Below are 23,157 nucleotides of genomic sequence, written 5' to 3' on the forward strand. Positions count from 1 at the left end.
CCCCCGAGGTGTCGGGGGACCGCCCTTCCCGCGTCGTGGGTCAGATGAAGCTGCGGGTCGGCAGCGGCTTGCCGTACCAGAGCTCGATCAGCCGGGCCGCGATGGAGATGCCGTAGGGGGGCAGCACCTCGCCGGCCTCGAAGGCGGCGCCCAGTTCGTCGCGGGAGAACCAGCGGGCCTCGTGGATCTCGTCGCCGTCGACGTTGATGTCGGTGGACGTGGCACGGGCCATGAAGCCCAGCATGAGGCTGGACGGGAAGGGCCAGGGCTGGCTGGCGATGTAGTCGACCTGGCCGACGGTGATGCCGGCCTCCTCGAAGACCTCGCGGCGCACGGACTGCTCGATGGACTCGCCGGGCTCGACGAAGCCGGCCAGGGTCGAGAAGCGGCCCTCGGGCCAGTGGACCTGGCGACCGAGGAGGATGCGGTCCTCCTCGTCCGTGACGGCCATGATCACCGCGGGGTCGGTCCGCGGGTAGTGCTCAGCACCGCAGGCGGGGCAGCGGCGGATGTGGCCGGCCGCGGCGATCACCGTGCGCTCGCCGCAGCGGGAGCAGAAGCGGTGCAGGCGCTGCCAGTTCTCCAGGGCCACCGCGTGGACCATCAGTCCTGTCTCGCGCGGCGACAGCAGCAGGCCGGCCTCGCGCAGACCGGCGGGGCGCGCGGACTGGTCGATACGGCCGGGGAGCGCGTCCTTCTGGAGGGCGAAGTAGCTGACGCCGTCCTCGTCGGTCCCCAGGAAGTAGCGGTGCGCCTCGGTGAGGGGCGCCTCGAACGACGGGGTCATGACGAGCTCGGTGTGGCCTTCGGACGTCTCGTCGATGAGGACCTGGCCGCCGGAGACGACGAAACAACGTGTCGTGGGGTGGCTCCACGCCGCGGCGAGCCAGGCCTCGTCGAGCCGGTGGTGGGCGGCCCGGTCGACACCGCTCGGCGCGGTGAGCGAGATGGGGCGATCGGCGTTCTGGTCGGTCCAGGTGGTCACGGGTACTTCCAACTCCCCCGGTGGAACGGTTGTTTCGGCGGGCGGTTCAGCGGGACGTACGGCAGAGGACGACCGGTCTCGGTGCGGTGTCGCGGTGCGGGGGCGGTCTTTCCAGTGTGCCCCGCGCGCGTGTCCCCTCCGGACCGTGCGGGGGCGTCAGGGCGCACGGCGCCAGTTCTCGGCCAGGTCGCCCCAGAGGTACGCGGTGGTCTCGACGCCCTTGAGGAGAAGGTCCAGCTCGACCTTCTCGTTCGGCGCGTGCCAGCCGTCCGAGGGGACGGAGATGCCCAGGAAGAGCACGGGGGCGCCGAGGACCTCCTGAAGGTCGGCGGCCGGTCCCGAGCCGCCCTCCCGGGTGAAGCGGACGGGCCCTTCGAAGGCGCGGCCCATGGCGCGGACCACGGACCGGAGCGCCGGGTGGTCCAGCGGGGTCAGACACGGGCGCGTGGCGGGGCTGAACGTGATCTCGTGCCGGATCCCGGCGGGCAGCTGCTCGGCGGCCCAGGCGCGGACGGCCTTCTCCACGTGCGCGGGGTCCTGGCCGGCGACCAGCCGGAACGACAGCTTCACGAAGGCCGAGGACGGGATGATCGTCTTGCTGCCCGGGCCCTGGTAGCCGCCGCCGATGCCGTTGACCTCGGCGGTGGGGCGGGCCCAGACGCGCTCCAGGGTGGTGTGTCCGGCCTCGCCGTGGGTGGCGCGCGACCTGGCGGTGCGCAGCCACCGGTCCTCGTCGAACGGCAGCTCGGCGAAGAGCTCGCGTTCGCGGTCGGTGAGTTCGACGATGCCGTCGTAGAAGCCGGGAACGGCCACGCGCGCGTGCTCGTCGTGCAGGGCCGCGACCAGGCGGGCGGCCGCGGTGGCGGGGTTGGGCACGGCACCGCCGAAGGAGCCCGAGTGGATGTCCTGGTCGGGGCCGGACAGCCGGATCTCGCACTCGGCGAGGCCGCGCATGCCGGTGCACACCGTGGGGGTGTCCTCGGACCACATCCCGGTGTCGGAGACGATCACGGCGTCCGCGGCGAGCCGGTCCGCCTGCTCCTCGACCAGGGCTCGGAAGTTCGGGGAGCTGGACTCCTCCTCGCCCTCGATCAGCAGCTTGAGGCCGACGGCCGGGGCCGGGCGGCCGGTGGCGGCGAGGTGGGCGCGGACACCGAGGGTGTGGAAGAAGACCTGGCCCTTGTCGTCGGCCGCGCCCCGCGCGTACAGGCGGTTTCCGCGGACGACGGGCTCGAAGGGGTCGCTGTCCCAGCCGTCCTCGCGGGCGGCGGGCTGCACGTCGTGATGGCCGTAGACCAGGACGGTGGGAGCCTGCGGATCGCCGGACGGCCACTCCGCGTAGACGGCCGGAGCGCCCGGCGTCTGCCAGACCTCGACGGTCGGGAAGCCGGTCTCCTTGAGCTTGGCCGCGAGCCAGTCCGCGCTGCGCCGCACGTCGGGGGCGTGATCGGGCTGTGCCGACACCGAGGGGATGCGCAGCCATTCGGCGAGGTCGTCGAGGAAGGCGGCGCGGTGCTGCTCGATGTACGTGCGGACGGCGCTGACGGCACTGTCAACGGTATGGCTCATGGTCACGAGCCTATCGGCCCGCACCGGCATCCTCGCCGGGCCCTTGCGCAGGGTTTACTTGCGCGGCCGGTCAGCCGCGCTCGTCCTCGGCACCGTCTTCGCCGGTCAACAGGCGCTCCAGGGCGGCACGATCGGGCAGACCCTCCGGTCGTACGACGTCGCCGCTGCGTACATAGAGGAACGCCGCTGTGACGGATTCCACGGGCACACCCTGCTGCTCGGCCCACGCGAGCCGGTAGAGAGCGAGCTGGAGGGGGTCGGCGGTGCGGGCCCGGTGGGTCTTCCAGTCGACGATGTCGTAGGTGGCCGTGTCTCCGTCGCCCTCCTTGTAGACCGCGTCGATACGGCCCCGTACGACGCGGCCGGCGAGGGCGAGCTGGAAGGGGGCCTCGACGCGGTACGGCGTGCGGTGGGCGTACTCGGTGCTCTCGAAGGCTTCCTTGAGGGCTTCCAGGTCGCGTTCGTCGGCGATCTCGGCGTCCTCGCCGGGCAGCTCGTGCGGTTCCAGCAGGGGAAGCGTCAGCTCCTCGAAGCGGGCCTCCACCCATGCGTGGAACCTGGTGCCCCGGCGCGCGGCCGGTTGCGGGGGGCGCGGCATGGGGCGCGCGAGTTCCTGCGCGAGACCGTCCGGGTCGGCGGCCAGCCGCAGGACCTGCGAGGCGGTCAGGGTCGTGGGAAGAGTCACGTCCGTGACGCTGCGGCGGGCGCGGAGCAGCTCGCCGGCGAGCGCGTCGAGGTCACGGTCCCAGGAGGCGACGGCGCGGGCTTCCTCAGAGGTGAGGGAGGGCCTGCGCGGGCGGGTCGCGGGAAGCTCGGGGGCCGTCGCCTGGTGCGGCACGGCGAGGGGGGTGTTCTCGAAGGGCGCGTCCCCGAACGGGTCGGACGCGCCGTACGACGCGTCCGCCCGGTACTCGGGATCGTCGTATTCGGGATCCCCGTATGCGGGCTCGTCGTATGCGGGCTCGTAGGAGAGCTCGTCCTCGTCCGGTGGCGGGGGCCAGTCCGGGTCGTCGTAGGTGTCCGGGTCGTGGGTGGCACCGGGGTGGCCGTCCTGGTGCGAGGCGAGGTCCTCCAGATGGGCGAGGACGGTCTCGGCGGCGGCGCGGCGGCGGGCGAGGGAGTCGTCGTCCAGGGGGAGCGGCCAGACCTGGTCGGCCGTCGGCCGGTGCAGGACGGGGTTCTCCGCCTCCTCCTCGGGTTCGTCCGCCCAGGCCTCGATCTCGCCGTGCCCGGCCGCGCAGTGTCGGTACAACTCCTGGAGGAAGTCGGACGGACCGCGCGGCTTCTTCTGAACGGGACCCCACCAGTGGCCGGACCCGAGGAGCAGGGAGCGGGGGCGGGTGAAGGTGACGTACCCGAGGCGGAGTTCCTCGGTGTGCTGGTGGTCCTTCATGGCCTCGTGGAAGGCCTTCATGCCCCGCGCGTCCCAGGAGCCGAGGTCGGGGAGGGTGTCGGCGTCGCCGCGCAGTTCGTGCGGCAGCACCTTGGCCTGGGCGGTCCACTTCTCGCGGCCCTGGCCGCTGGGGAAGGTCCCGGTGACCAGGCCGGGGACGGCGACGACATCCCACTCCAGGCCCTTGGACTTGTGCGCGGTGAGCACCTTGACGGTGTTCTCGCCGCCCGGGAGGGCGTTGTCGAGGCCCTTCTCGTACTGGGCGGCGGTACGCAGAAAGCCGAGGAAGGCCAGCAGGCTCGCCTGGCTCTCGCTCGCGGCGAAGGAGGCGGCGACGTCGAGGAAGTTGGACAGGGTCTCGCGGCGCCGGGCGGCCAGAGCCTGCGGGGACGCCGACAGTTCGACCTCCAGTCCGGTGACGGCGAGGACGCGGTGCAGCACGTCCATCAGGGGGTCGGCCAGGGACCGGCGCAGGTCGCGCAGCTCGGTGGCGAGTCGCGCGAACCGCACGCGCGCGTCCGGCGAGAAGGGCAGCCCGTCGTCGTACCCGGCACCGCCGTCGCCGTACAGGGGCGTCTCCAGGAAGGTGTCGAGGGCGTCCGCGAGCGATATCACCTCGGACGGGTCCACCCCCTCGACGGCCTCGGCGAGCCGGCGGTCCGGGTCGTCGTCGCCGCCCCCGCGCGCGTGGGTGACGAGCAGCCGTGCCCTTCGGCCCAGGAGCGCGAGGTCGCGGGGGCCGATGCGCCAGCGCGGGCCGGTGAGCAGGCGGACCAGGGAGGCGTTGGCGCCGGGGTCCTGGAGGACCTCGCAGACGGCGACCAGGTCGGCGACCTCGGGCAGGTGCAGGAGACCGGAGAGACCCACCACCTCGACGGGGATGTCACGGGCGACCAGCGCGCCCTGGATCTCCGCGAAGTCGGTGGCCGTACGGCACAGGACGGCGATCTCACCGGGCGCCTTGCCGGTGCGCACGAGGTGGGCGATGGAGTCGGCGATCCAGTCCATCTCCTCGGCGTGCGTGTTCAGGAGGGCGCAGCGCACCACTCCGTCGCGTTCGGCACCGGGGGCCGGGCGCAGGGCCTCCACGCCCGCGTGCATGGCGCGCAGCGGCTCGGCGAGGCCGTTGGCGAGGTCCAGGAGGCGGCCGCCGCTGCGGCGGTTCTCGCTGAGCGACTGGCGTCGCGCCCTGCTTCCGTCGGTGTGCGCGAAGTGCTCGGGGAAGTCGTCGAGGTTCGCCACGGAGGCGCCACGCCAGCCGTAGATGGCCTGGCAGGGGTCGCCGACGGCGGTCACGGGGTGCCCGGTGCCGCCGCCGAACAGGCCGGCCAGCAGGATGCGCTGGGCCACCGAGGTGTCCTGGTACTCGTCGAGGAGGACCACACGGAACTCCTCGCGCAGGATCGGGCCCACTTCGGGAACCTGGGCGAGCTTGGCCGCCAGGGCGATCTGGTCACCGAAGTCGAGCAGGTCGCGCTCTCGCTTGGCGGTCCGGTAGCGCAGCACCAGCTCGGCCAGTTCGCGCCGGGCGGCGGCCGTCTCGGGCACCTTGCGCAGGTCGGCGTTGGTGAGTCTGGCGCCCTCCAGGCCGTTCAGCAGTGCGGCGTCCCACGCGCGCAGGTCCTCGGGCCGGACGAGGTGTTCGGCGAGTTCGGCGTCGAGCGCGAGGAGGTCGCTGATCAGGTCGGCGAAGGAGCGGGTGAGCGACGGGTAGGGGCCGGGGGCCTCGCGGAGCACCCGGGCGGCGAGCTGGTAGCGGGTGGCGTCGGCGAGCAGGCGGGACGTCGGCTCCAGGCCGATGCGCAGGCCGTGGTCGGTCAGCAGGCGGCCCGCGAAGGAGTGGTAGGTGGAGATCACCGGCTCGCCCGGCGGGTTGTCCGGGTCGATGAGGTCGGGGTCGGTGACGCCCGCCTTGACCAGTGCCTTGCGGACGCGCTCGGCGAGTTCTCCGGCGGCCTTGTTGGTGAAGGTCAGGCCGAGGACCTGGTCGGGGGCGACCTGGCCGGTGCCGACCAGCCACACCACGCGCGCGGCCATCACCGTCGTCTTGCCCGACCCGGCTCCGGCCACGATCACCTGCGGGGCGGGCGGCGCGGTGATGCAGGCCGTCTGCTCCGGTGTGAAGGGGATCCCGAGGAGCTCCTTGAGCTGCTCGGGATCGCTGATACGGGCGGGCATGGGGAGAGGCTAGCGGCGGGCACTGACAGTCGATGACAAATCGCCCGCAGGGAAGGAGAGAAGCGCAGGTCAACGCCCGTGGTGCGGTCCGTCACACGGGTCTGTCACTCGACCACGTGCCGTCCCTCGGGCCGGGCGCTGCACGAGGCGCGGAACGCGCAGTGGGTGCACTGCTGGCCGGCGGTCGGCGTGAACCGCTCGTCGAGGACCTTGCCGGCCGCCGTGGCGAGCAGGTCACCGACCCACTCCCCCGCCGCGCCCTCGATGGCTTCCTGCGCCTGCACCTTGGGCAGGCTCTCGCCGCCGTCCCGCTTGGCGGCGCTCTGCCGCAGCTGGACGAGTTCGGCACCGCCCGGAGCGGGCCGTACGCCGTCGAAGGCCTCGTCGACGGCTCCCTCGCGGACGGCGAGCTGATACACGGCGAGCTGGGGGTGGCGCTCCACCTCGCGGGCGGTCGGCGCGTGTTTGCCGGTCTTGAAGTCGACGACGTAGGCACGGCCTTCGGCGTCGGCCTCCACGCGGTCCATCTGGCCGCGGATGCGTACCTCGTACTCGCCCGCTTCGAGGGTGACGTCGAAGTCGTGCTCGCTGGCGACCGGTGTGCGGCCCGTGCGGTCCATCACATGCCACTTCAGGAAGCGTTCGAGCGCCACACGCGCGTGTGTCTTCTCCTGTGCGGACTTCCACGGGGCGTCGAAGGCGAGGGCGTTCCACACGGAGTCGAGGCGCTCCATGAGGACGTCGAGGTCGGCCGGGGTGTGCCCGGAGGCGACCTCGTCGGCGAGTACGTGCACCACGTTGCCGAACCCCTGGGCGACGGTGGCGGGGGCGTCCGCCTTTACCTCGCGGCCCAGGAACCACTGGAGGGCACAGGTGTTGGCGAGCTGGTCGAGGGCGCTGCCGGAGAGCACGACGGGCTGGTCGCGGTCGCGCAGCGGCACCTTGCTCTCGGTCGGCTCGAACATGCCCCACCAGCGGTACGGGTGGGCGGACGGCACCAGGGGCCTGCCGTCCTCGTCGGCGAGCGCGGCCAGCCGGGCCAGCCGGCGGGCGGCGGCCTCCCGGAGGGGGGCGGAGGCCCGTGGGTCGACCGTCGTGGCGCGCAGTTCGGCGACCAGCGCGGCGACCGCCAGGGGGCGGCGCGGGCGGCCGGTGACGTCCTTGGGCTCGACGCCGAGTTCGGTCAGGAAGCGGGAGGGCTGGTCGCCGTCGTCGGCGGGCGCCTTCACGGCGGTGACGACGAGCCGCTCCCGCGCGCGTGTGGCGGCGACGTAGAACAGGCGGCGCTCCTCGGCGAGCAGCGCTCCCGGGGTGAGCGGCTCGGCGAGTCCGTCGCGCCCGATGCGGTCCGCCTCCAGGAGGGAGCCCCGGCGGCGCAGGTCCGGCCACAGCCCTTCCTGGACGCCGGCCACGACGACCAGGCTCCACTCCAGGCCCTTGGCGCGGTGGGCGGTCATCAGACGTACGGCGTCGGGGCGCACGGCACGCCGGGTGAGGGTGTCGGCGGCGATGTCCTCGGCCTCGATCTCGGCCAGGAAGTTCAGGGCGCCCCGGCCGCCGGTGCGTTCCTCCGCGCGCGCGGCGGTGGCGAACAGCGCGCACACGGCGTCCAGGTCCCGGTCGGCGTTCCGGCCGGCCGCGCCGCCGCGCCGGGCGGCCCGCTCCAGACGCGTGGGCCAGGGCGTGCCGTCCCACAGGCCCCACAGGGCCTCCTCGGCCGTACCGCCGCGCGCGAGGCCCTGCCTGGCGGCCGCCAGCAGCGCGCCGAGCCGCTGGGCACCGCGCGCGTACGTGGGGTCGTGGGCGACCAGGCGCTCCGGCTCGGCCAGGGCGCGCGCGAGCAGTTCGGCGGAGGGCGGCGGCAGCGCGTTGCCCGCGGCGCGCTCCTCCTCGCGCAGGGCCCGGCCGAGGCGGCGCAGATCGGCGGCGTCCATGCCGGCGAGCGGGGAGGCGAGGAGGGTGAGGGCGGTCTCGGTGTCCAGCCAACAGGCGTCCGCGCCGGCCGCGGGGGCCTCGTCCCCCGCCGGTGGCGCCGCGGAGGCCTCAGCCGTCGCCACCGCCCGCAGGGCCGTCAGCAGGGGCGCCACGGCGGGCTCGTGGCGCAGGGGGAGATCGTCGCCGTCGATGTCGAGGGGGACGCCGGCGGCGGTGAGGGCGCGGCGGACCGTCGGGATGGTGCGGGAGCCGGCGCGCACCAAGACGGCCATCTCGCTCCAGGGCACGCCGTCCTCCAGGTGCGCGCGGCGCAGGATGTCGGCGACGTTGTCCAGCTCGGTGCCGGGGGTCGGGTACGTGTAGACCTCGACGCGGCCGCCTTCGCGTGCGGCGGCCAGCTCGCGGTGGGCACGGACCTTCTCGGCCGGGAGGCGGGTCAGGGGCATCCGCTGGGTGAGCAGCCGGGTGGCGGCCAGGAGGCCGGCACCGGAGCGTCGGGAGGTGCGCAGGACCTCGACGGGCGCCGGACGGCCGTCGGGGCGGGGGAAGTCGTCGGGGAAGTCCAGGATGCCGTTCACGTCGGCGCCCCGGAAGGTGTAGATCGACTGGTCGGGGTCGCCGAAGGCGACCAGGCTGCGGCCGCCGCCGGCGAGGGCGTGCAGCAGCCGGACCTGGGCCGGGTCGGTGTCCTGGTACTCGTCGACGAACACGGCGTCGTACCGCGCGGCGAGCCGCTCGGCCACCTCGGGGCGGTGGGCGAGGAGCACCGCGCGGTGGACGAGTTCCGCGTAGTCGATCACGCCGTGCAGATCGAGCACGTCGAGGTACTCGGCGAGGAAGGCGGCGGCGGCGCGCCAGTCGGGGCGGCCGATGCGGTGCGCGAAGGCGTCCAGGGCCGCGGGGTCGAGGCCCAGTTCGCGGCTGCGGGCGAGCACCGCGCGGACCTCGTCGGCGAAGCCGCGCGTGGTGAGGCAGGCGCGCAGCTCGTCCGGCCAGCGCACATGCGCGAGACCGAGCCGCTGCAGGTCGAGCTGGCCCTCGAGCAGCTCGCGGACGGCCACGTCCTGCTCGGGTCCCGACAGCAGCCGCAGGGGTTCCACGAACAGGTCGGCGTCCTGGTGGGCGCGGATCAGGGCGTAGCAGTACGAGTGGAAGGTGGTCGCCTGGGGCGCGCGGGCGGCGCCCATGCGATGCGCCATCCGGTCCCGCAGCTCCACGGCGGCCTTGCGGCTGAACGTGAGCACCAGGATGCGCTCGGGGTCGCCCCCGCCGGCGATCCGGGCCGCCACGGACTCGACGAGGGTGGTGGTCTTCCCGGTGCCCGGACCTGCGAGGACGAGCAGGGGGCCGGCACCGTGGTCAACCACGGAGCGCTGTGCGGCGTCCAGACGTGGGGGACCCACCCTGGTCGGCGGGGTACGCACCAGCCGGTAAGCGCCACGGTCCCCCTGTCGCCCCTGGGGGTGCGACAGGCGCCTGGTGGAGGAAGAGGAGCTCACGTGGTTCGCCGGTCCTGGTGGGTGTACTGGTTGACGGAGCACCGATCGGGGCGAGCGGTGATCACGGGATGAGGGGGACGCGTGCCGTCGACGCTACGCCGACGAGCGGGCCGGACGGACGGCTTCCGATTCTTCTCTCGAGGCCCTCACGGCCCTCACGCTCCTCCCGGCCCGGATGCCACGCACGTCCTTCGCCCCTCGAACGTACGCCATGCCGCGCACGTGCCCCCTTTGCACTGTTTCCCCCGTACGGGCCACAAGATCCCCTCGGCGCCGCCCGATGGCGGAAGCTGTCAGGTGTGACCTTCCGCGCGCTCGCCGCCGTCCCACCGCGCCCGCTTCATGTCGAGGCGCGGCAGGTGCCCCTGGGCGGCCCTGCTCGCCTGCTTCAGCGGAGTGCCCTCGGCGCGGTAGCAGGCCAGCGCCCGCAGCTCGTGGCCCGGGAGCAGCATCCCGTCCGCGCGGACCACTCGCCACCACGGGACGGCGCCGCCGTAGAGAGCCATCACCCGGCCCACCTGTCTCGGCCCACCCTCCTCCAGCCACTCCGCGACGTCCCCGTACGTCATGACCCGCCCGGGCGGGATCAGCTCCGCGACCTCGAGGACCCGCTCGGCGTACTCCGGAAGCGTGTCCGTGTACTCCGCGCGGGCGTCGTCCGGAAGGCTCTGCTCGCTCATCCGCCCCATCCTGCCCCACGGCACCGACAATGCGACGGGCCCGCGACCCTGTGTGACCCTCGCCCCCGGGCGGCGCTTCAGGCAGACTGTGCGCCCCCGCGTTTGCACCCTGATGCCCCCGTGTGTCGGTGGGGCATGCCACCATCGTGCGGGCGGTGACACCGGTGATACGAGATCAAGAAGAGACGATGAAGCAGCAGGGCGTGCATCCTGAGGGCGCGGAAAGCACCTCTGACGCTGCCCCGCGCCCGGACACCACCGACGAGGCACGGGAAGAGGTGCACATCGACGAGGTCGAGGGCGACGAACCGCTGCTCCCCGCGCGCGTGCACCGTCCCTCCGACCTGATGCGGCTGCTGGTGGGCGTGCTCGCCGTGGCCCTGCTCCTGGGCATCGCCGCCTTCGCACACGGGACGACCTCGGGTCTCGAACAGGACATCAACAAGGGCACCGGACAGGCCCCCGATCTCCTCATCAAGATCGCGGGGCTGGCGTCCAGCATCGCGATCCTGCTGGTGCCGGTCGCGTTCGCGATCGAGCGGCTGATCAAACGCGACGGGCTGCGCATCGCCGACGGTGTCCTCGCCGCGGTCCTCGCGCACGGTGTGACCCTCGCCACCGACCTGTGGGTCGCCAAGGGCGCCCCGGGCTCGATCCAGGAGGCGCTCACCCAGCCCTCCCCCGGTGACATCCACGCCCTCACCGACCCCGTGCACGGCTACCTCGCGCCCGTCATCGCCTATATGACGGCCGTCGGCATGTCCCGTCGGCCGCGCTGGCGTTCGGTGCTGTGGATCGTGCTGCTCCTCGACGCCTTCTCGATGCTCGTCACCGGCTACACGACGCCCTTCTCGATCATCCTCACGGTGCTGATCGGCTGGACGGTCGCGTACGGGACGCTCTACGCGGTCGGCTCCCCGAACGTGCGCCCCACGGGACGGACGCTGATGGCGGGCCTGCGGCACGTCGGCTTCCGCCCGGTGAGCGCCGCCCGCGAGGAGGGCCCGGACGCGGCGGAGAGCGACCGGGGCAGACGCTACTTCGTCACCCTGGAGGACGGTCCACCGCTCGACGTCACGGTCGTCGACCGGGAACAGCAGGCCCAAGGGTTCTTCTACCGGGCGTGGCGCAATCTGACCCTGCGCGGCTTCGCCACCCGCAGCAGCCTCCAGTCCCTGCGCCAGGCGCTCGAACAGGAGGCGCTGCTCGCCTACGCGGCCATCGCGGCCGGCGCCAACGCGCCGAAGCTGATCGCGACCTCCGAGCTCGGTCCCGACGCGGTCATGCTCGTCTACGAGCACACCGGCGGTCGCACCCTCGACTCGCTGGCGGACGACGAGATCACCGACGACCTGCTGCGCAACACCTGGCACCAGGTGCAGGCACTCCAGTCGCGGCGCATCGCGCACCGGCGGCTCGCGGGTGACGCGATTCTGGTGGATCGTTCCGGCGCGGTGATCCTCACCGATCTGCGCGGCGGTGAGATCGCGGCCGGCGACCTGCTGCTGCGCATGGACGTCGCCCAGCTGGTGACCACGCTCGGCCTGCTGGTGGGCGCCGAACGGGCGGTGGCCTCCGCGGTGGGCGTGCTCGGACCGGACTCGGTCGCGGACTGTCTGCCGATGCTCCAGCCCATCGCGCTGACCCGCTCCACGCGCGCGACGCTGCGCCGGCTGGCACGCGAGCGTGCGCAGCGGGAACGCGAGGCGGTCCTGGAGGCCTCGCAGCAGGCCAAGCAGGCCCGTCTGGAGGCGGCAGGGCACGAGACCGCGCCCGTCGTCCTCGAGAAGCCGGACAAGAAGGCCGTACGCGCGGAGGCGCGGGCCGAGAAGCGGGCCATCGACGACGCGCTGGAGGAGGCCCGCGAGGAGGATCTGCTGACGCAGATCCGGCACGAGGTGCTGCTGATCCGGCCCCAGGCACCGGTCGAGCCGGCCCGGCTGGAGCGGGTGCGGCCCCGCACCCTGATGAGTTTCATCGCCGGTGCCATCGGCGCCTACTTCCTGCTGACGCAGCTCACCCACATCGAGTTCGGTCCGCTCATCGCCAACGCCGAGTGGGGTTGGGTGGCCGCGGCCGTGCTGTTCTCCGCGGTGAGCTATGTCGCCGCGGCGATGGCCCTGCTGGGGTTCGTGCCGGAGCGGGTGCCGTTCCCGCGGACGGTGGCCGCGCAGGTCGCCGGCTCGTTCGTGAAGATCGTGGCCCCGGCCGCGGTCGGCGGGGTGGCCCTCAACACCCGCTTCCTCCAGCGCGCGGGGGTGCGGCCCGGCCTCGCGGTGGCCAGCGTCGGCGCCTCGCAGCTGTTCGGGCTCGGCTGCCACATCCTGATGCTGCTGTCGTTCGGCTATCTGACCGGCACCGAGAAGACGCCGTCGCTGTCGCCGTCCCGCACCGTCATCGCGGGTCTGCTCACGGTGGCGGTGCTCGTGCTCGTGGTGACCTCCGTGCCGTTCCTGCGCAAGTTCGTCGTCACGCGCGTGCGGTCCCTGTTCGCCGGTGTCGTGCCGCGCATGCTGGACGTGCTGCAGCGGCCGCAGAAGCTGGTCACCGGCATCGGTGGCATGCTCCTCCTCACCGCCTGCTTCGTGATGTGCCTGGACGCGTCGATCCGCGCGTTCGGCGACGAGTCGACCTCGCTCAGCATCGCCAGCGTCGCCGTCGTCTTCCTCGCCGGCAACGCGCTCGGCTCCGCCGCCCCGACACCGGGCGGAGTCGGCGCAGTGGAGGCGACCCTGACGGTCGGTCTGATCGCCGTGGGCCTGCCCAAGGAGGTCGCCGCTCCCGCGGTGCTGCTCTTCCGTCTGCTGACGCTGTGGCTGCCGGTGCTGCCGGGCTGGCTGGCCTTCAACCACCTGACCCGCAAGGGCGCCCTGTAGGAGGGCGTCGGCGCCCGTACCTCGTACGGCCCGCGCCCCGCGCGCGTGCCCGGGCTCACGACCGCAGGATGGGATCATGCCGAACCCCTCCCGCCTGCGCGCAGCCGCCGTGACCGCCACCGCCCTGCTGCTGTCCTCCATGGTGGCGGGCTGTGGCGACGACGCGCAGGACGAGGACCTGACGGCACAGGAGCTGAGCTGGAAGGACTGCCCGGCCCCCTCCCAGGCGGAGGGCGGCGGCAGCGCCCCCTCCGCGCTGCCGGACGGCGACCAGTGGCAGTGCGCCACCATGAAGGCGCCCCTCGACTGGGACGACCCCAAGGGCGACACGATCGACATCGCGCTGATCCGGGCCCGGACGAGCGGCGACGAGAGCGACAGGATCGGCTCCCTGGTCTTCAACTTCGGCGGACCGGGCGGCTCGGGCGTCTCCACCCTGCCCGCCTTCGGCGAGGAGTACGCGGCCTTGCGCACCCGCTACGACCTGGTCAGTTTCGACCCGCGCGGGGTCGGCCGCAGCGCCGGCCTGCGATGCGAGAACGACCAGCAGCTCGACGCGTACTTCCAGCAGGACGGCACACCCGACGACGCCGTCGAGCGCACCGCGCTGCTGGACAACACCAAGGACTTCAACGCGGCCTGTGAGAAGAACGCGAAGAAGATGCTGCCGAACGTGCGGACCACGGACGCGGGCCGCGACATGGACCTGATGCGCCAGGTCCTCGGCGACGACCGGCTGTACTACTTCGGCATCTCCTACGGCACCGAACTGGGCGGTGTGTACGCCCACCTGTTCCCCGAGAACGTGGGACGCGCCGTCTTCGACGCGGTCGTCGACCCGACGCAGACGTCCGAACAGGGCTCGCTGGGACAGGCCAGGGGCTTCCAGCTCGCCCTCGACAACTTCGCCGAGGACTGCACGTCCAAGACGCAGGACTGCCCCGTCGGGGAGACCGCCCAGGACGTGAAGGACCGGATCGCGGGACTTCTGAAAAACCTGGACGGCAAGCCGATCCCGGGCATCTTCCCGCGCGAACTGACGCAGAGCGCCGCGACCAGCGGCATCGCGCAGGCGCTGTACTCGAAGGACTTCTGGGAGTACCTCACCGAAGGCCTGGAGCAGGCCTACGCCGGGGACGGCAAGATCCTCATGCTGCTGTCCGACCTGATGAACGGCCGCAACGAGAACGGCGAGTACAGCAACATCACGGCCGCCAACATCTCCATCAACTGCGCCGACGACAAGCCCCGCTACTCCACCGCCTATGTGCAGCAGCGGCTGCCGGAGTTCCGGGCCGCCTCCAGCCTGTTCGGGGACTTCCTGGCCTGGGGCATGGTCAGTTGCACCGACTGGCCCGTCCCCGGCGCCGCCGACCATCCCGACGTGAGCGCGCCCGGGTCGGCGCCGATCCTCGTCGTGGGCAACACCGGGGACCCGGCGACCCCGTACGAGGGGGCCCGGAAGATGGCGGCCGCGCTGGGCCGCGGGGTCGGCGTCGAGCTGACGTACAAGGGGCAGGGGCACGGTGCGTACGGCAGCAAGAACGCCTGCGTACAGACGGCGGTGAACGGCTACCTGCTGACCGGCAAGGTGCCGGCCGCAGGGACCGTCTGCTCCTGACACCGCCCCGAGTTCCCCTGGAAATCCGCAGGTCAAAAGGTTATCCACAGGCCCGACGGGTGGGCCGCGCGCCGCCTAATATGGCCTGACAGCCGTTCGCCGCCGAACGCGGACGGCCTGCAAGGGGGGAAGTGCACATGGCGCGATTCGTACGGTGGACGGCGCTGGGGGCCGCCGCAGCACTGCTGGTGGCGGGCTGTAGCAGCGGTGCGTCGGACGGGGACGGGGACGACAAGGGCGGTACGGCCGACGCGCAGCCCAGCGCCTCCTCCGGAGCGACCGCCACGACGGCCGTGCTGCCCGCCTCGCTGACCGGACAGAAGCTCGACTGGGGACGTTGCAAGGCCACCGCGGACTCCGCCGCGCCGGGCAGCGACTGGCAGTGCGCGACGCTGAAGGTGCCCCTGGACTGGGCGAAGCCGGACGGCAACACGATCGGCCTCGCCCTGGTGCGCACCAAGTCCCGGGCGGAGGGGAGCAAGCGGGCCGGCTCGCTGCTGTTCAACTTCGGCGGCCCCGGCGGCTCGGGAGTCTCGACACTCCCCTCCTACGGTTCCGCGTACTCCTCGCTCCGTGAGCAGTACGACCTGGTGAGCTGGGACCCGCGCGGGGTCGGCGCCAGCGAGGGCGTCCGCTGCCGCACCGACAAGGGCATCCAGGCCGCCGAGTCCCTCGACTCCACCCCGGACACCCCGGCCGAGGAACAGGCGTACTTCGAGGACGCCACCGCGTTCGGCAAGGGCTGCGAGAAGGCCGCCGGCAAGCTGCTGGCGCATGTGTCGACGACCGACACCGCCCGCGACATGGACCTGATGCGCCAGGTCCTCGGCGACGCGAAGATGCACTACTTCGGCATCTCCTACGGCACCGAACTGGGCGGGGTGTACGCCCACCTGTTCCCGAAGAACGTCGGGCGGCTGATCCTCGACGCGGTCGTCGACCCGAGCGCCGACTCGGTGGGCCACGCGCAGAACCAGGCACGCGGCTTCCAGCGGGCACTCGACGACTACCTCGAGGCGACGGGCCAGGACCCCGCGAAGGGCAGCAAGGAGATCGCGGACCTGCTGGACCGGATCGACACCGACCCGCTCCCCACGTCGGACGGGCGCAAGCTGACCCAGACGCTCGCGGTCACCGGCATCGTCCTGCCGCTGTACAGCAAGCAGGGCTGGCCGAGCCTGACCAGCGCCCTGAAGTCGGCGCAGGACGGGGACGGCTCCGAACTGCTGACGCTCGCCGACGGCTACAACGAGCGGGACACCTCGGGGCACTACGGCACGACGACCCACTCGCAACGGGTCATATCGTGCCTGGACGACAAGCAGCGGCAGACCGCCGAGGAGACGAAGAAGCTGCTGCCGGAGTTCGAGAAGATCTCGCCCGTGTTCGGGGACTTCCTGGGCTGGGACACGGCCGGCTGGTGCCACGACTGGCCGGTGGCCGGGCAGTACGACACCCCGGAGGTGAGCGCGGCGGGCGCGGCGCCGATCCTGCTGGTCGGCAACACCGGGGACCCGGCGACGCCGTACGAGGGCGCGCGGAAGATGGCGGACGAGCTCGGCAAGGGCGTCGGTGTGCTGCTCACCTGGAAGGGCGAGGGACACGGTGCGTACGGCAGCGGGAGCGACTGCGTCGACTCGGCGGTGGACGCGTACCTGTTGAAGGGGACGGTGCCGAAGGACGGCAAGGTCTGCTCATGACGACGGCGGGGGCTTCGCGCACTCGTGGTACGCGAAGCCCCCGCCGACCGGACCGGGTAGCCCGGTGCGCGAAGGGAGCAGCGGGGTCAGTAGATCGGCTTGCTCGGCTCGATCTGGTTGACCCAGCCGATCACGCCGCCGCCGACGTGCACGGCGTCCGAGAAGCCCGCGGACTTCAGCACCGCGAGGACTTCCGCACTGCGGACACCCGTCTTGCAGTGCAGAACGATCTTCTTGTCCTGCGGCAGGGCCTCCAGGGCGGTGCCCATCAGGAACTCGTTCTTCGGGATCAGCTTGGCGCCCGGGATGGAGACGATCTCGTACTCGTTGAGCTCGCGGACATCGATGATCTCGATGTTCTCGCCGTCGTCGATCCACTCCTTGAGCTGCTTGGGAGTGATCGTCGAGCCGGCCGCCGCCGCCTGGGCCTCCTCGGAGACGACGCCGCAGAAGGCCTCGTAGTCGATGAGCTCGGTGACGGTCGGGTTCTCGCCGCAGACCGCGCAGTCGGGGTCCTTGCGGACCTTGACCTGGCGGTACTGCATCTCCAGGGCGTCGTAGATCATCAGGCGGCCGACCAGCGGCTCGCCGATGCCCGCGAGGAGCTTGATCGCCTCGTTGACCTGGATGGAGCCGATCGACGCGCACAGCACGCCCAGCACGCCGCCCTCGGCGCAGGAGGGGACCATGCCCGGCGGCGGGGGCTCCGGGTAGAGGCAGCGGTAGCAGGGACCGTGCTCGGACCAGAAGACGGACGCCTGGCCGTCGAAGCGGTAGATCGATCCCCACACGTACGGCTTGTTCAGCAGCACGCACGCGTCGTTGACCAGGTAGCGGGTCGCGAAGTTGTCCGTGCCGTCGACGATCAGGTCGTACTGGCTGAAGATGTCCATCACGTTGTCGGCCTCGAGCCGCTCTTCGTGCAGGACCACGTTCACGTACGGGTTGATGCCGAGGACGGAGTCGCGGGCGGACGCGGCCTTGGAACGGCCGATGTCGGCCTGGCTGTGGATGATCTGCCGCTGGAGGTTCGACTCGTCGACCTCGTCGAACTCCACGATGCCGAGCGTGCCCACGCCCGCCGCGGCCAGGTACATCAGCGCCGGCGAGCCCAGGCCGCCGGCGCCCACACAGAGCACCTTGGCGTTCTTCAGCCGCTTCTGCCCGTCCATCCCGACATCGGGAATGATCAGGTGGCGGGAGTACCGGCGAACCTCGTCTACGGTGAGCTCAGAGGCTGGCTCGACCAGGGGTGGCAGCGACACGGGGACTCCGTTGGTCGGTCGATCACTACAGTTGTTCTCCCCGTAACACTGCCATGGCCTTCTTCATTCCGAGACACCCGTTCCGATCCGCGAGACGAGTTCGTCCCAGTAGCCGGGCATGGTCTCCCAGGGGTCGACGAGGCCGCCGCGGTCGGTGCCGTCGGTGAACCAGATCGTCGCGGCGCCCTGCCAGCGGGCGATGCGCAGCGCCTCGTCGAGGTGACCGCGCGGCACGCCGTGCACGAGATGGCAGAAGCGCTCGGGCGGGTGCTCCGCGGTCCACTCGGCCACCTGCGACCAGCGGTAGTCGCTCCAGGAGCCCGAGAAGGTGACCACCTGGTCGGCGTGCTCGGCGTAGCCGGGGTACGGGTGGGTGCCGTGCCCGAGGACGATGTGGGGCGCGTCGCCGAGGGTGCGGAGTGTCCCGACCGTGCGACGCAGCCCGGGGAGTTCGGCGCGCCCGGCCGGACACCGGTCCAGGAGGAAACCGTCGACCTGGTACCAGTCGAGGTGGCGCTGTGCGTCGGAGATCACCTCGGCGAAGGGACGGGCGCCGTAGCGGGTGTCCAGGCGCCCGAGGACCCGGACGCCCGCGTTGCGCAGCCGGCCCGCGGCCTCCAGGCAGCGCGGGTCGGGGCGGACGCCGGGGCCGTCGGCGACGTCGAGGACCACCCAGTGCAGGGGTCTGCCGGACCGGGCGAGTTCGCGCCACTCGGTCGGTGCGAGAAGGGGGTGCGCTATGCCGGGTACGCCGAAGCCGGTGCGGACGTCGGTGGTGCCGGCGCTCGTGGTGCCCGCCGGGACTCCGGTCAGATACGACATGCCGCCTCCATCCAGATGTCGGCGAGGGACTCCTCCAGGTTGATGCGGGGCCGCCAGCCGAGCCGGTCGCGGGCGGTGCGCACATCGGCCTGCTGCCAAGTGCCGCAGCCGTCCGGATACGGGTACGCGACGGGGCCCGCGTGGTCGGACTCGGGGCGGGGGTGGCCGATGGCGGGCCTGAGGTGGACGCCGGGCGGCCCGTCGAGTTCGTGCAGTGCGCCGCCGTACCCGGCCACGCGCGCGAGGATCGCGGCGGCGTCGCGCAGGCGGACGGCGCGGCCCGCGCCGATGTTGATGACGCCCTGCGCGGCGGAGAGCGAGGCCGCGTGCACGGCGCGCGCGACGTCCCGGACGTCGATGAAGTCGCGTTGCACGCCGAGGCCGCCGAGCTTGAGCTCGCCGTCGCCGGACTGCATGGCACGGCGCATGGCTTCCGCGAGCCGGCCCAGCGGGGAGCCGGCGGGCGTGCCCGGACCGGCCGGCGAGAAGACCCGGAGCACGACGGCGTCCAGACCGGAGCCGAGGACGAGTTCGGTGGCGGCGAGCTTGCTGACGCCGTACGGGCCGCCGGGGCGGGGCACGGCGTCCTCGGCCGTCGAGGAGCCGGGCTGGCTCGGGCCGTACTCGGCGCCGCAGCCGATCTGCACCAGACGGGCGCCGCAGCCGCTGCGGCGCAGGGCCTCACAGACGGTGGCGACGGCGACGGTGTTGTGCCGGGTGAGTTCGCGGGCGCCGCCCCGGGTGGTGCCCGCGCAGTTGACGACGACCTGGGGGTGGACCGCGTCGAGGAAGCGGGTGAGCGCGCCGGGGCTGCCGGAGGCGAGGTCGAAGCGGACGTCGGCGTCGTCGCCGCGGCCGAGCGCGGTGAGCTGGACGGCCGGGTCGGCGAGCAGACGGTCGGCGACGAAACGGCCGAGGTAGCCGTTGGCTCCGATCAGCAGGACCCTCATCGTGCGGCTCCCGGGGTGTGCGCGGTGGCTGTGGCCGGGGCCGCGGGAGCTCCGGTCGCCGCGTGTCCTCCGGCTGCTCCTGCGACCGCGGGGGCGCCCGTGACCGCGGGGGCCCCGGTATCTCCGGTCGCTCCGGATCGGGAGGTGGTCATCTGGTCTCTCCTTCAAGCGTGTTGCGGTGGGGTGCGGCTGGGTGGAGGAACACGTGCGTCGCGTGGTCCGGGTGCGGCGGGGGGTGCGCCTTGCGCGGTGGCCGTGCCGCCGCCCACGGCAGGCGTGGGCGGGGCGGGCAGGTACGGGGGCGGGCTCGGGTCGGCACGGCCGGCCCGTCGAGCACGGCTGGTCCGTCGAGCACGGCTGGTCCGTTCGGGACGGCCGGGCCGGTCAGCACGGCTGGTCCGTTCGCGCGTGGGCCGAGGCCCTGGTCAGCGCGCGCGCCGCGTGGAACAGCAGGGTCAGCGCGGCGGCTCCGCAGACGAGGGACGGGACACCGGCCGGGCCCCAGGCGGCCACCAGGCTCTCCACGGGGGTGGCCAGGAAGCCGCAGCCGGGCAGCCGGCCCGCGAAGACCGTGGCCGGGGCGAGCGCCTCCGCCGTGCCGACGGCTCCGAGGACGACCGCCGGGGCGTGGGTGAAGCCGTGCACGGTGAGGAGTCGGGCGAGGAAGAGGAGCGCTCCCAGGGTGAGGGTGTGCCCGTAGTCGGCCGGTTCGCCCAGGACCGCGGCGCACAGCGGGGTCAGCGCCCCCAGCGCGCACAGGAACACGGCGAAGGTGCCGAGCAGCAGCGGCTGTACGGAGGCGGCGAACTCCTCCAGGCCACGGCTGGTGTCCAGGCGGCGCCTCGCCCCTACGGCGAGGAGGTGGGCGCTCCAGGCGGCCGGCGCGCAGGCCAGGACGAGGGTCAGCAGCGGGGCGGCGGCGAAGGGCCAGGGGCCGCCCGTGGTCCCGTCGGGCAGGCCGTCGGGACCTCCGGCGACGGCGGCACGCAGAAGGCTGTCGCCGAGGGCCGCGTAGCCGAGGAGCCAGCAGGTCCAGGCACCCGTCCGGTGCGGGCCGGGGTGGGCGCCGCGGTGCGGGCCCAGCGGCCCCCGGCGCAATACCGCACGCAGGGCGAGGGTGACGGTGAGGATGCCCGCCGCGGCGACGAGCAGACAGGTGCGCCCGTGGGTGAGGCGCACACCGGTCACGGCGGCGGCGCACAGGACGCCGGGCAGGAGGGTGAGCAGTGCCCGGTCCAGGCGGGGCCGCGAGGCCGCCGTGACCGTCGCGGGCGGGGGCGCGTCGCCGTCTCGGGGGACGCGCGCGTACATCTCCTCCGCGAGGGAGAAGACGTCCCGGTGCCGGAAGCGGGCGGCGGTGCGGTCGGTGACCCCGTGGGCCTCAAGTCCCGCCGCGATCTCCAGCGGGTCGACGGCGCGTTCGCACAGGTCACGGTGACGGTGCATCAGGGCCTTCACCGGATCCGCGGCGCCTCGGCGGGCAGCGGCCGGTGGGCGCCCCTCGGCGCCGGCGTCGACGCGCGCCCCGAATCTCCCCGGCGCCTCCGCAGCCCCCGGCGTGCCGGGCGTTCCCGGCGACGACGTTCCCGGCCTACCGGGGGTTCCCGGCGTACCGGGCGTTCCCGGCGTACCGGGCGTTCCCGAAGTACCACCGGGGGTTCCCGGAGTACCACCGGGGGTTCCCGGGGTACCGGGCGTCCCCGGTCGGTCCAGTTCTTCGAGCCCGCTCATCGTGCACCCTCCGTCGCGGCGATCGGCGAGGCGTCCCGTGCCGCAGGACCCGCCGCCCGGCCCGGTCCGCCCGGTCCGCCCGGTCCGCCCCGGGCGGTGGCCTGCATGTCCGGACCGGTCCAGTGGCCCGTCAGGCACGCCTCGGCCGGGACGGCGAACGGACGGGGATCGCCGTCGTCGAAGAGGAATCGCCGCACCGGGGCCTGGGCGACGAGCTCCAGGTAAATGCCGTGAAATGCCGTGACGTTCTGCTCGACCGTGAAGAGTTCCAGGGCTCGGGCGCGGGCGGCCGCGCCGAGGCGTGCACGGCGCTCGGGGTCGCGCAGCAGCGCCACGCACGCCTCGGCGAGCGCCCGCGGATTGCGCGGCGGAACGACCAGTCCCGTGCCGCCGATGACCTCGACCACCGCGCCGACGTCGGTGGACACGGTCGCGCGGCCGCAGAACATCGCCTCGACCAGGCCGACCGGGAACCCCTCGACGACGCTGGACAGGACGACCACCGCACCGGCCGTGTACGCCTCGGCGAGGGTGGGCGCGTCCGGGCCGCCGATCTCCTCGAAGGACACCGGGTTGTCGCCGACGGCGTGCGGTCCGTCCGCCTCGTCGGGGAAGAGCTGTGCGGCCAGCACCTTGCAGTGGCCGAGGTAGGCCTGCCCCTCCGTCCCGGCCGGAGCGCCGATGATCCGCAGGCGGGTGCGCGGTTCCTGCCTGCGCAGCTCCGCGAAGGCGTGCAGCAGGGAGACCAGGTCCTTGGCCGGTTCCACCCGGCCGACCCAGACCAGGGTGTGCGGATCGGCGGTGTCGAGGGAGTCGCCCGCCTCGGCGAAGCGGGACGCGTCCATGCCCGGGTAGACGGTGCGCAGTTTGGCGCGTTCGGCACCGCATCGCTCCTGCCAGCGGCGGGCGTGTGCGTTGCCGGGGGTGATGCATGCCGCCTGCCGGTACACCTCGCCGGCGAGCCGACCGTGGAAGGCGGCGACCAGCGACCGTACGGCCGGAGCCGCCTCGACGGACGGCGCGGTCGCGGACCCAGCGGACCCCGCGGGCGAGGGACCCGTTCCCGAGCTCAGATAATGCGTCCGCAGCCGGACCCCGTACTCGGTCACCAGCAGCGGCACGTCGAAGAAGTGCCGTGCGAGCAGGCCGGGCAGGGCCGCCGCACCGCCGGACGTGGCATGGCACAGGTCGACCGCGCCGAGGCCCTCACCCCCGTCGCCTCCGCCCTCGTCCCCGTACCAGTCGAGCGAGAGGGGGCGCAGGGCGCGTTCGAGGTGCGCGGCGACGGCGAGCAGCTCGGGCACGCGCGCCTCGCGCGCCGTACGCAGCGCGCCGGGCGCGCGACAGGCACGTTCCAGAGCGCGCACGGCATTCTCCGAGCGGAGCGCTCCCACCAGACCGCCCTCGTCCCGGGCGAGTTCGGCGAGGCCGTACAGGCCATTGGCGAAACGGTCCGCCTCAGCAACCGCAGCGGCTCCCGGGGGGGCCGCGGGGTCCGGGGGGTCCCCCTCACAGAGCGCGGTCACCAAGTCGCCGTAGGACTCCGCGAAGCGCCGGCGCGCACGCCTGCCGTAGGCGACGCCGTCGTCCTCGGCCGTCCACAGCGGTGCCGTGCGCACTCGGCTGACCTGCGACGGAAGCTCGACCCAGCCCGCTTCCTGCTGGTGTTCGGCACGGCTGAGCGCGTAGACGTCGAACTCGTGCTGCCCGAGCCCGCGCACGAGCCGGTCGCACCAGAGTCCGGCGTCACCGCTCAGATACGGATAGCCGCCCTCCGTCAGCAGTCCGATGCGCACGCGCACTCCCGATCTCCCGTTTGGGGAGCCGCCGTTGACCCGGCGGCTCGCAGCGGGACGAACGTATGCGGACTAGGTGGTGGTGGGGGGGGGCGGAGGGGGGGCGGCGGCACCCCCAGCGGTGGCCGGGGGTCTGAGCTCGGGTGGGGGGAGGGGC

At 73.1% G+C, this 23,157-nt stretch carries 13 protein-coding genes; 3 read left to right on the forward strand and 10 right to left on the reverse strand.

Annotated elements, in window-relative coordinates; all coding sequences use genetic code 11:
• Window positions 1-40 precede the first annotated feature (40 nt).
• From nudC to ACFVYS_RS11660, 5 genes are all read right to left on the reverse strand, one after another.
• Window positions 41-985, reverse strand: a complete 945-nt coding sequence (nudC, locus tag ACFVYS_RS11640; protein WP_327184991.1) for an NAD(+) diphosphatase — start codon at window positions 983-985, stop codon at window positions 41-43.
• Window positions 986-1,141: 156 nt separating this feature from the next.
• Complete coding sequence (locus ACFVYS_RS11645) at window positions 1,142-2,554, reverse strand: dipeptidase (protein WP_389501102.1); 1,413 nt, start codon at window positions 2,552-2,554, stop codon at window positions 1,142-1,144.
• A gap of 70 nt (window positions 2,555-2,624) precedes the next feature.
• On the reverse strand, window positions 2,625-6,125 hold the full coding sequence (locus ACFVYS_RS11650; protein ID WP_389501104.1) for a UvrD-helicase domain-containing protein: 3,501 nt from the start codon (window positions 6,123-6,125) through the stop codon (window positions 2,625-2,627).
• A gap of 104 nt (window positions 6,126-6,229) precedes the next feature.
• The gene (locus ACFVYS_RS11655) at window positions 6,230-9,559 is read right to left on the reverse strand and encodes an ATP-dependent helicase (protein WP_389501105.1); all 3,330 of its coding nucleotides are present in this window, start codon (window positions 9,557-9,559) and stop codon (window positions 6,230-6,232) included.
• A 293-nt stretch (window positions 9,560-9,852) separates the two neighbouring features.
• Window positions 9,853-10,239: an MGMT family protein gene (locus ACFVYS_RS11660; protein ID WP_389501107.1), complete on the reverse strand. Its 387-nt coding sequence runs from the start codon at window positions 10,237-10,239 to the stop codon at window positions 9,853-9,855.
• 188 nt (window positions 10,240-10,427) lie between these two features.
• Here ACFVYS_RS11660 and ACFVYS_RS11665 point away from each other — a divergent pair, with 188 nt between their 5' ends.
• The 3 genes from ACFVYS_RS11665 to ACFVYS_RS11675 all read left to right on the forward strand — a co-directional run bounded on the left by ACFVYS_RS11665 (window position 10,428) and on the right by ACFVYS_RS11675 (window position 16,436).
• The gene (locus tag ACFVYS_RS11665; protein WP_389501109.1) at window positions 10,428-13,115 is read left to right on the forward strand and encodes a lysylphosphatidylglycerol synthase domain-containing protein; all 2,688 of its coding nucleotides are present in this window, start codon (window positions 10,428-10,430) and stop codon (window positions 13,113-13,115) included.
• Between the two features lie 76 nt (window positions 13,116-13,191).
• Window positions 13,192-14,736 carry an alpha/beta hydrolase gene (locus ACFVYS_RS11670; protein WP_389501111.1) on the forward strand — a complete coding sequence of 515 codons (1,545 nt, stop codon included), beginning with the start codon at window positions 13,192-13,194 and terminating at the stop codon, window positions 14,734-14,736.
• Window positions 14,737-14,873: 137 nt separating this feature from the next.
• Window positions 14,874-16,436, forward strand: a complete 1,563-nt coding sequence (locus tag ACFVYS_RS11675) for an alpha/beta hydrolase (protein WP_389501113.1) — start codon at window positions 14,874-14,876, stop codon at window positions 16,434-16,436.
• Window positions 16,437-16,522: 86 nt separating this feature from the next.
• Here ACFVYS_RS11675 and moeZ read toward each other — a convergent pair whose 3' ends face one another.
• The 5 genes from moeZ to ACFVYS_RS11700 all read right to left on the reverse strand — a co-directional run bounded on the left by moeZ (window position 16,523) and on the right by ACFVYS_RS11700 (window position 23,000).
• On the reverse strand, window positions 16,523-17,701 hold the full coding sequence (gene moeZ / locus ACFVYS_RS11680; RefSeq protein ID WP_020130817.1) for an adenylyltransferase/sulfurtransferase MoeZ: 1,179 nt from the start codon (window positions 17,699-17,701) through the stop codon (window positions 16,523-16,525).
• Between the two features lie 63 nt (window positions 17,702-17,764).
• Complete coding sequence (locus tag ACFVYS_RS11685) at window positions 17,765-18,523, reverse strand: spherulation-specific family 4 protein (RefSeq protein WP_389501115.1); 759 nt, start codon at window positions 18,521-18,523, stop codon at window positions 17,765-17,767.
• On the reverse strand, window positions 18,511-19,473 hold the full coding sequence (locus tag ACFVYS_RS11690) for an NAD-dependent epimerase/dehydratase family protein (protein WP_389501117.1): 963 nt from the start codon (window positions 19,471-19,473) through the stop codon (window positions 18,511-18,513). Before ACFVYS_RS11690 ends, ACFVYS_RS11685 begins: the two co-directional genes overlap by 13 nt.
• 384 nt (window positions 19,474-19,857) lie before the next feature.
• The gene (locus ACFVYS_RS11695; RefSeq protein WP_389501119.1) at window positions 19,858-21,204 is read right to left on the reverse strand and encodes a hypothetical protein; all 1,347 of its coding nucleotides are present in this window, start codon (window positions 21,202-21,204) and stop codon (window positions 19,858-19,860) included.
• The gene (locus ACFVYS_RS11700) at window positions 21,201-23,000 is read right to left on the reverse strand and encodes a DUF3492 domain-containing protein (RefSeq protein WP_389501121.1); all 1,800 of its coding nucleotides are present in this window, start codon (window positions 22,998-23,000) and stop codon (window positions 21,201-21,203) included. Before ACFVYS_RS11700 ends, ACFVYS_RS11695 begins: the two co-directional genes overlap by 4 nt.
• Window positions 23,001-23,157 lie beyond the last annotated feature (157 nt).

The organism is Streptomyces sp. NPDC058295 (assembly GCF_042880655.1).
In the GTDB taxonomy this organism is placed as follows: domain Bacteria; phylum Actinomycetota; class Actinomycetes; order Streptomycetales; family Streptomycetaceae; genus Streptomyces; species Streptomyces coriariae.

Bases quoted from the DNA above. Each gene is read 5' to 3' on its own strand.
- ACFVYS_RS11675 (WP_389501113.1), top strand. From the start codon at position 14,874: ATGGCGCGATTCGTACGGTGGACGGCGCTGGGGGCCGCCGCAGCACTG.
- ACFVYS_RS11685 (WP_389501115.1), bottom strand. From the start codon at position 18,523: ATGTCGTATCTGACCGGAGTCCCGGCGGGCACCACGAGCGCCGGCACC.
- ACFVYS_RS11690 (WP_389501117.1), bottom strand. From the start codon at position 19,473: ATGAGGGTCCTGCTGATCGGAGCCAACGGCTACCTCGGCCGTTTCGTC.
- ACFVYS_RS11645 (WP_389501102.1), bottom strand. From the start codon at position 2,554: ATGAGCCATACCGTTGACAGTGCCGTCAGCGCCGTCCGCACGTACATC.
- ACFVYS_RS11650 (WP_389501104.1), bottom strand. From the start codon at position 6,125: ATGCCCGCCCGTATCAGCGATCCCGAGCAGCTCAAGGAGCTCCTCGGG.
- ACFVYS_RS11695 (WP_389501119.1), bottom strand. From the start codon at position 21,204: ATGAGCGGGCTCGAAGAACTGGACCGACCGGGGACGCCCGGTACCCCG.
- ACFVYS_RS11665 (WP_389501109.1), top strand. From the start codon at position 10,428: ATGAAGCAGCAGGGCGTGCATCCTGAGGGCGCGGAAAGCACCTCTGAC.
- ACFVYS_RS11670 (WP_389501111.1), top strand. From the start codon at position 13,192: ATGCCGAACCCCTCCCGCCTGCGCGCAGCCGCCGTGACCGCCACCGCC.
- ACFVYS_RS11660 (WP_389501107.1), bottom strand. From the start codon at position 10,239: ATGAGCGAGCAGAGCCTTCCGGACGACGCCCGCGCGGAGTACACGGAC.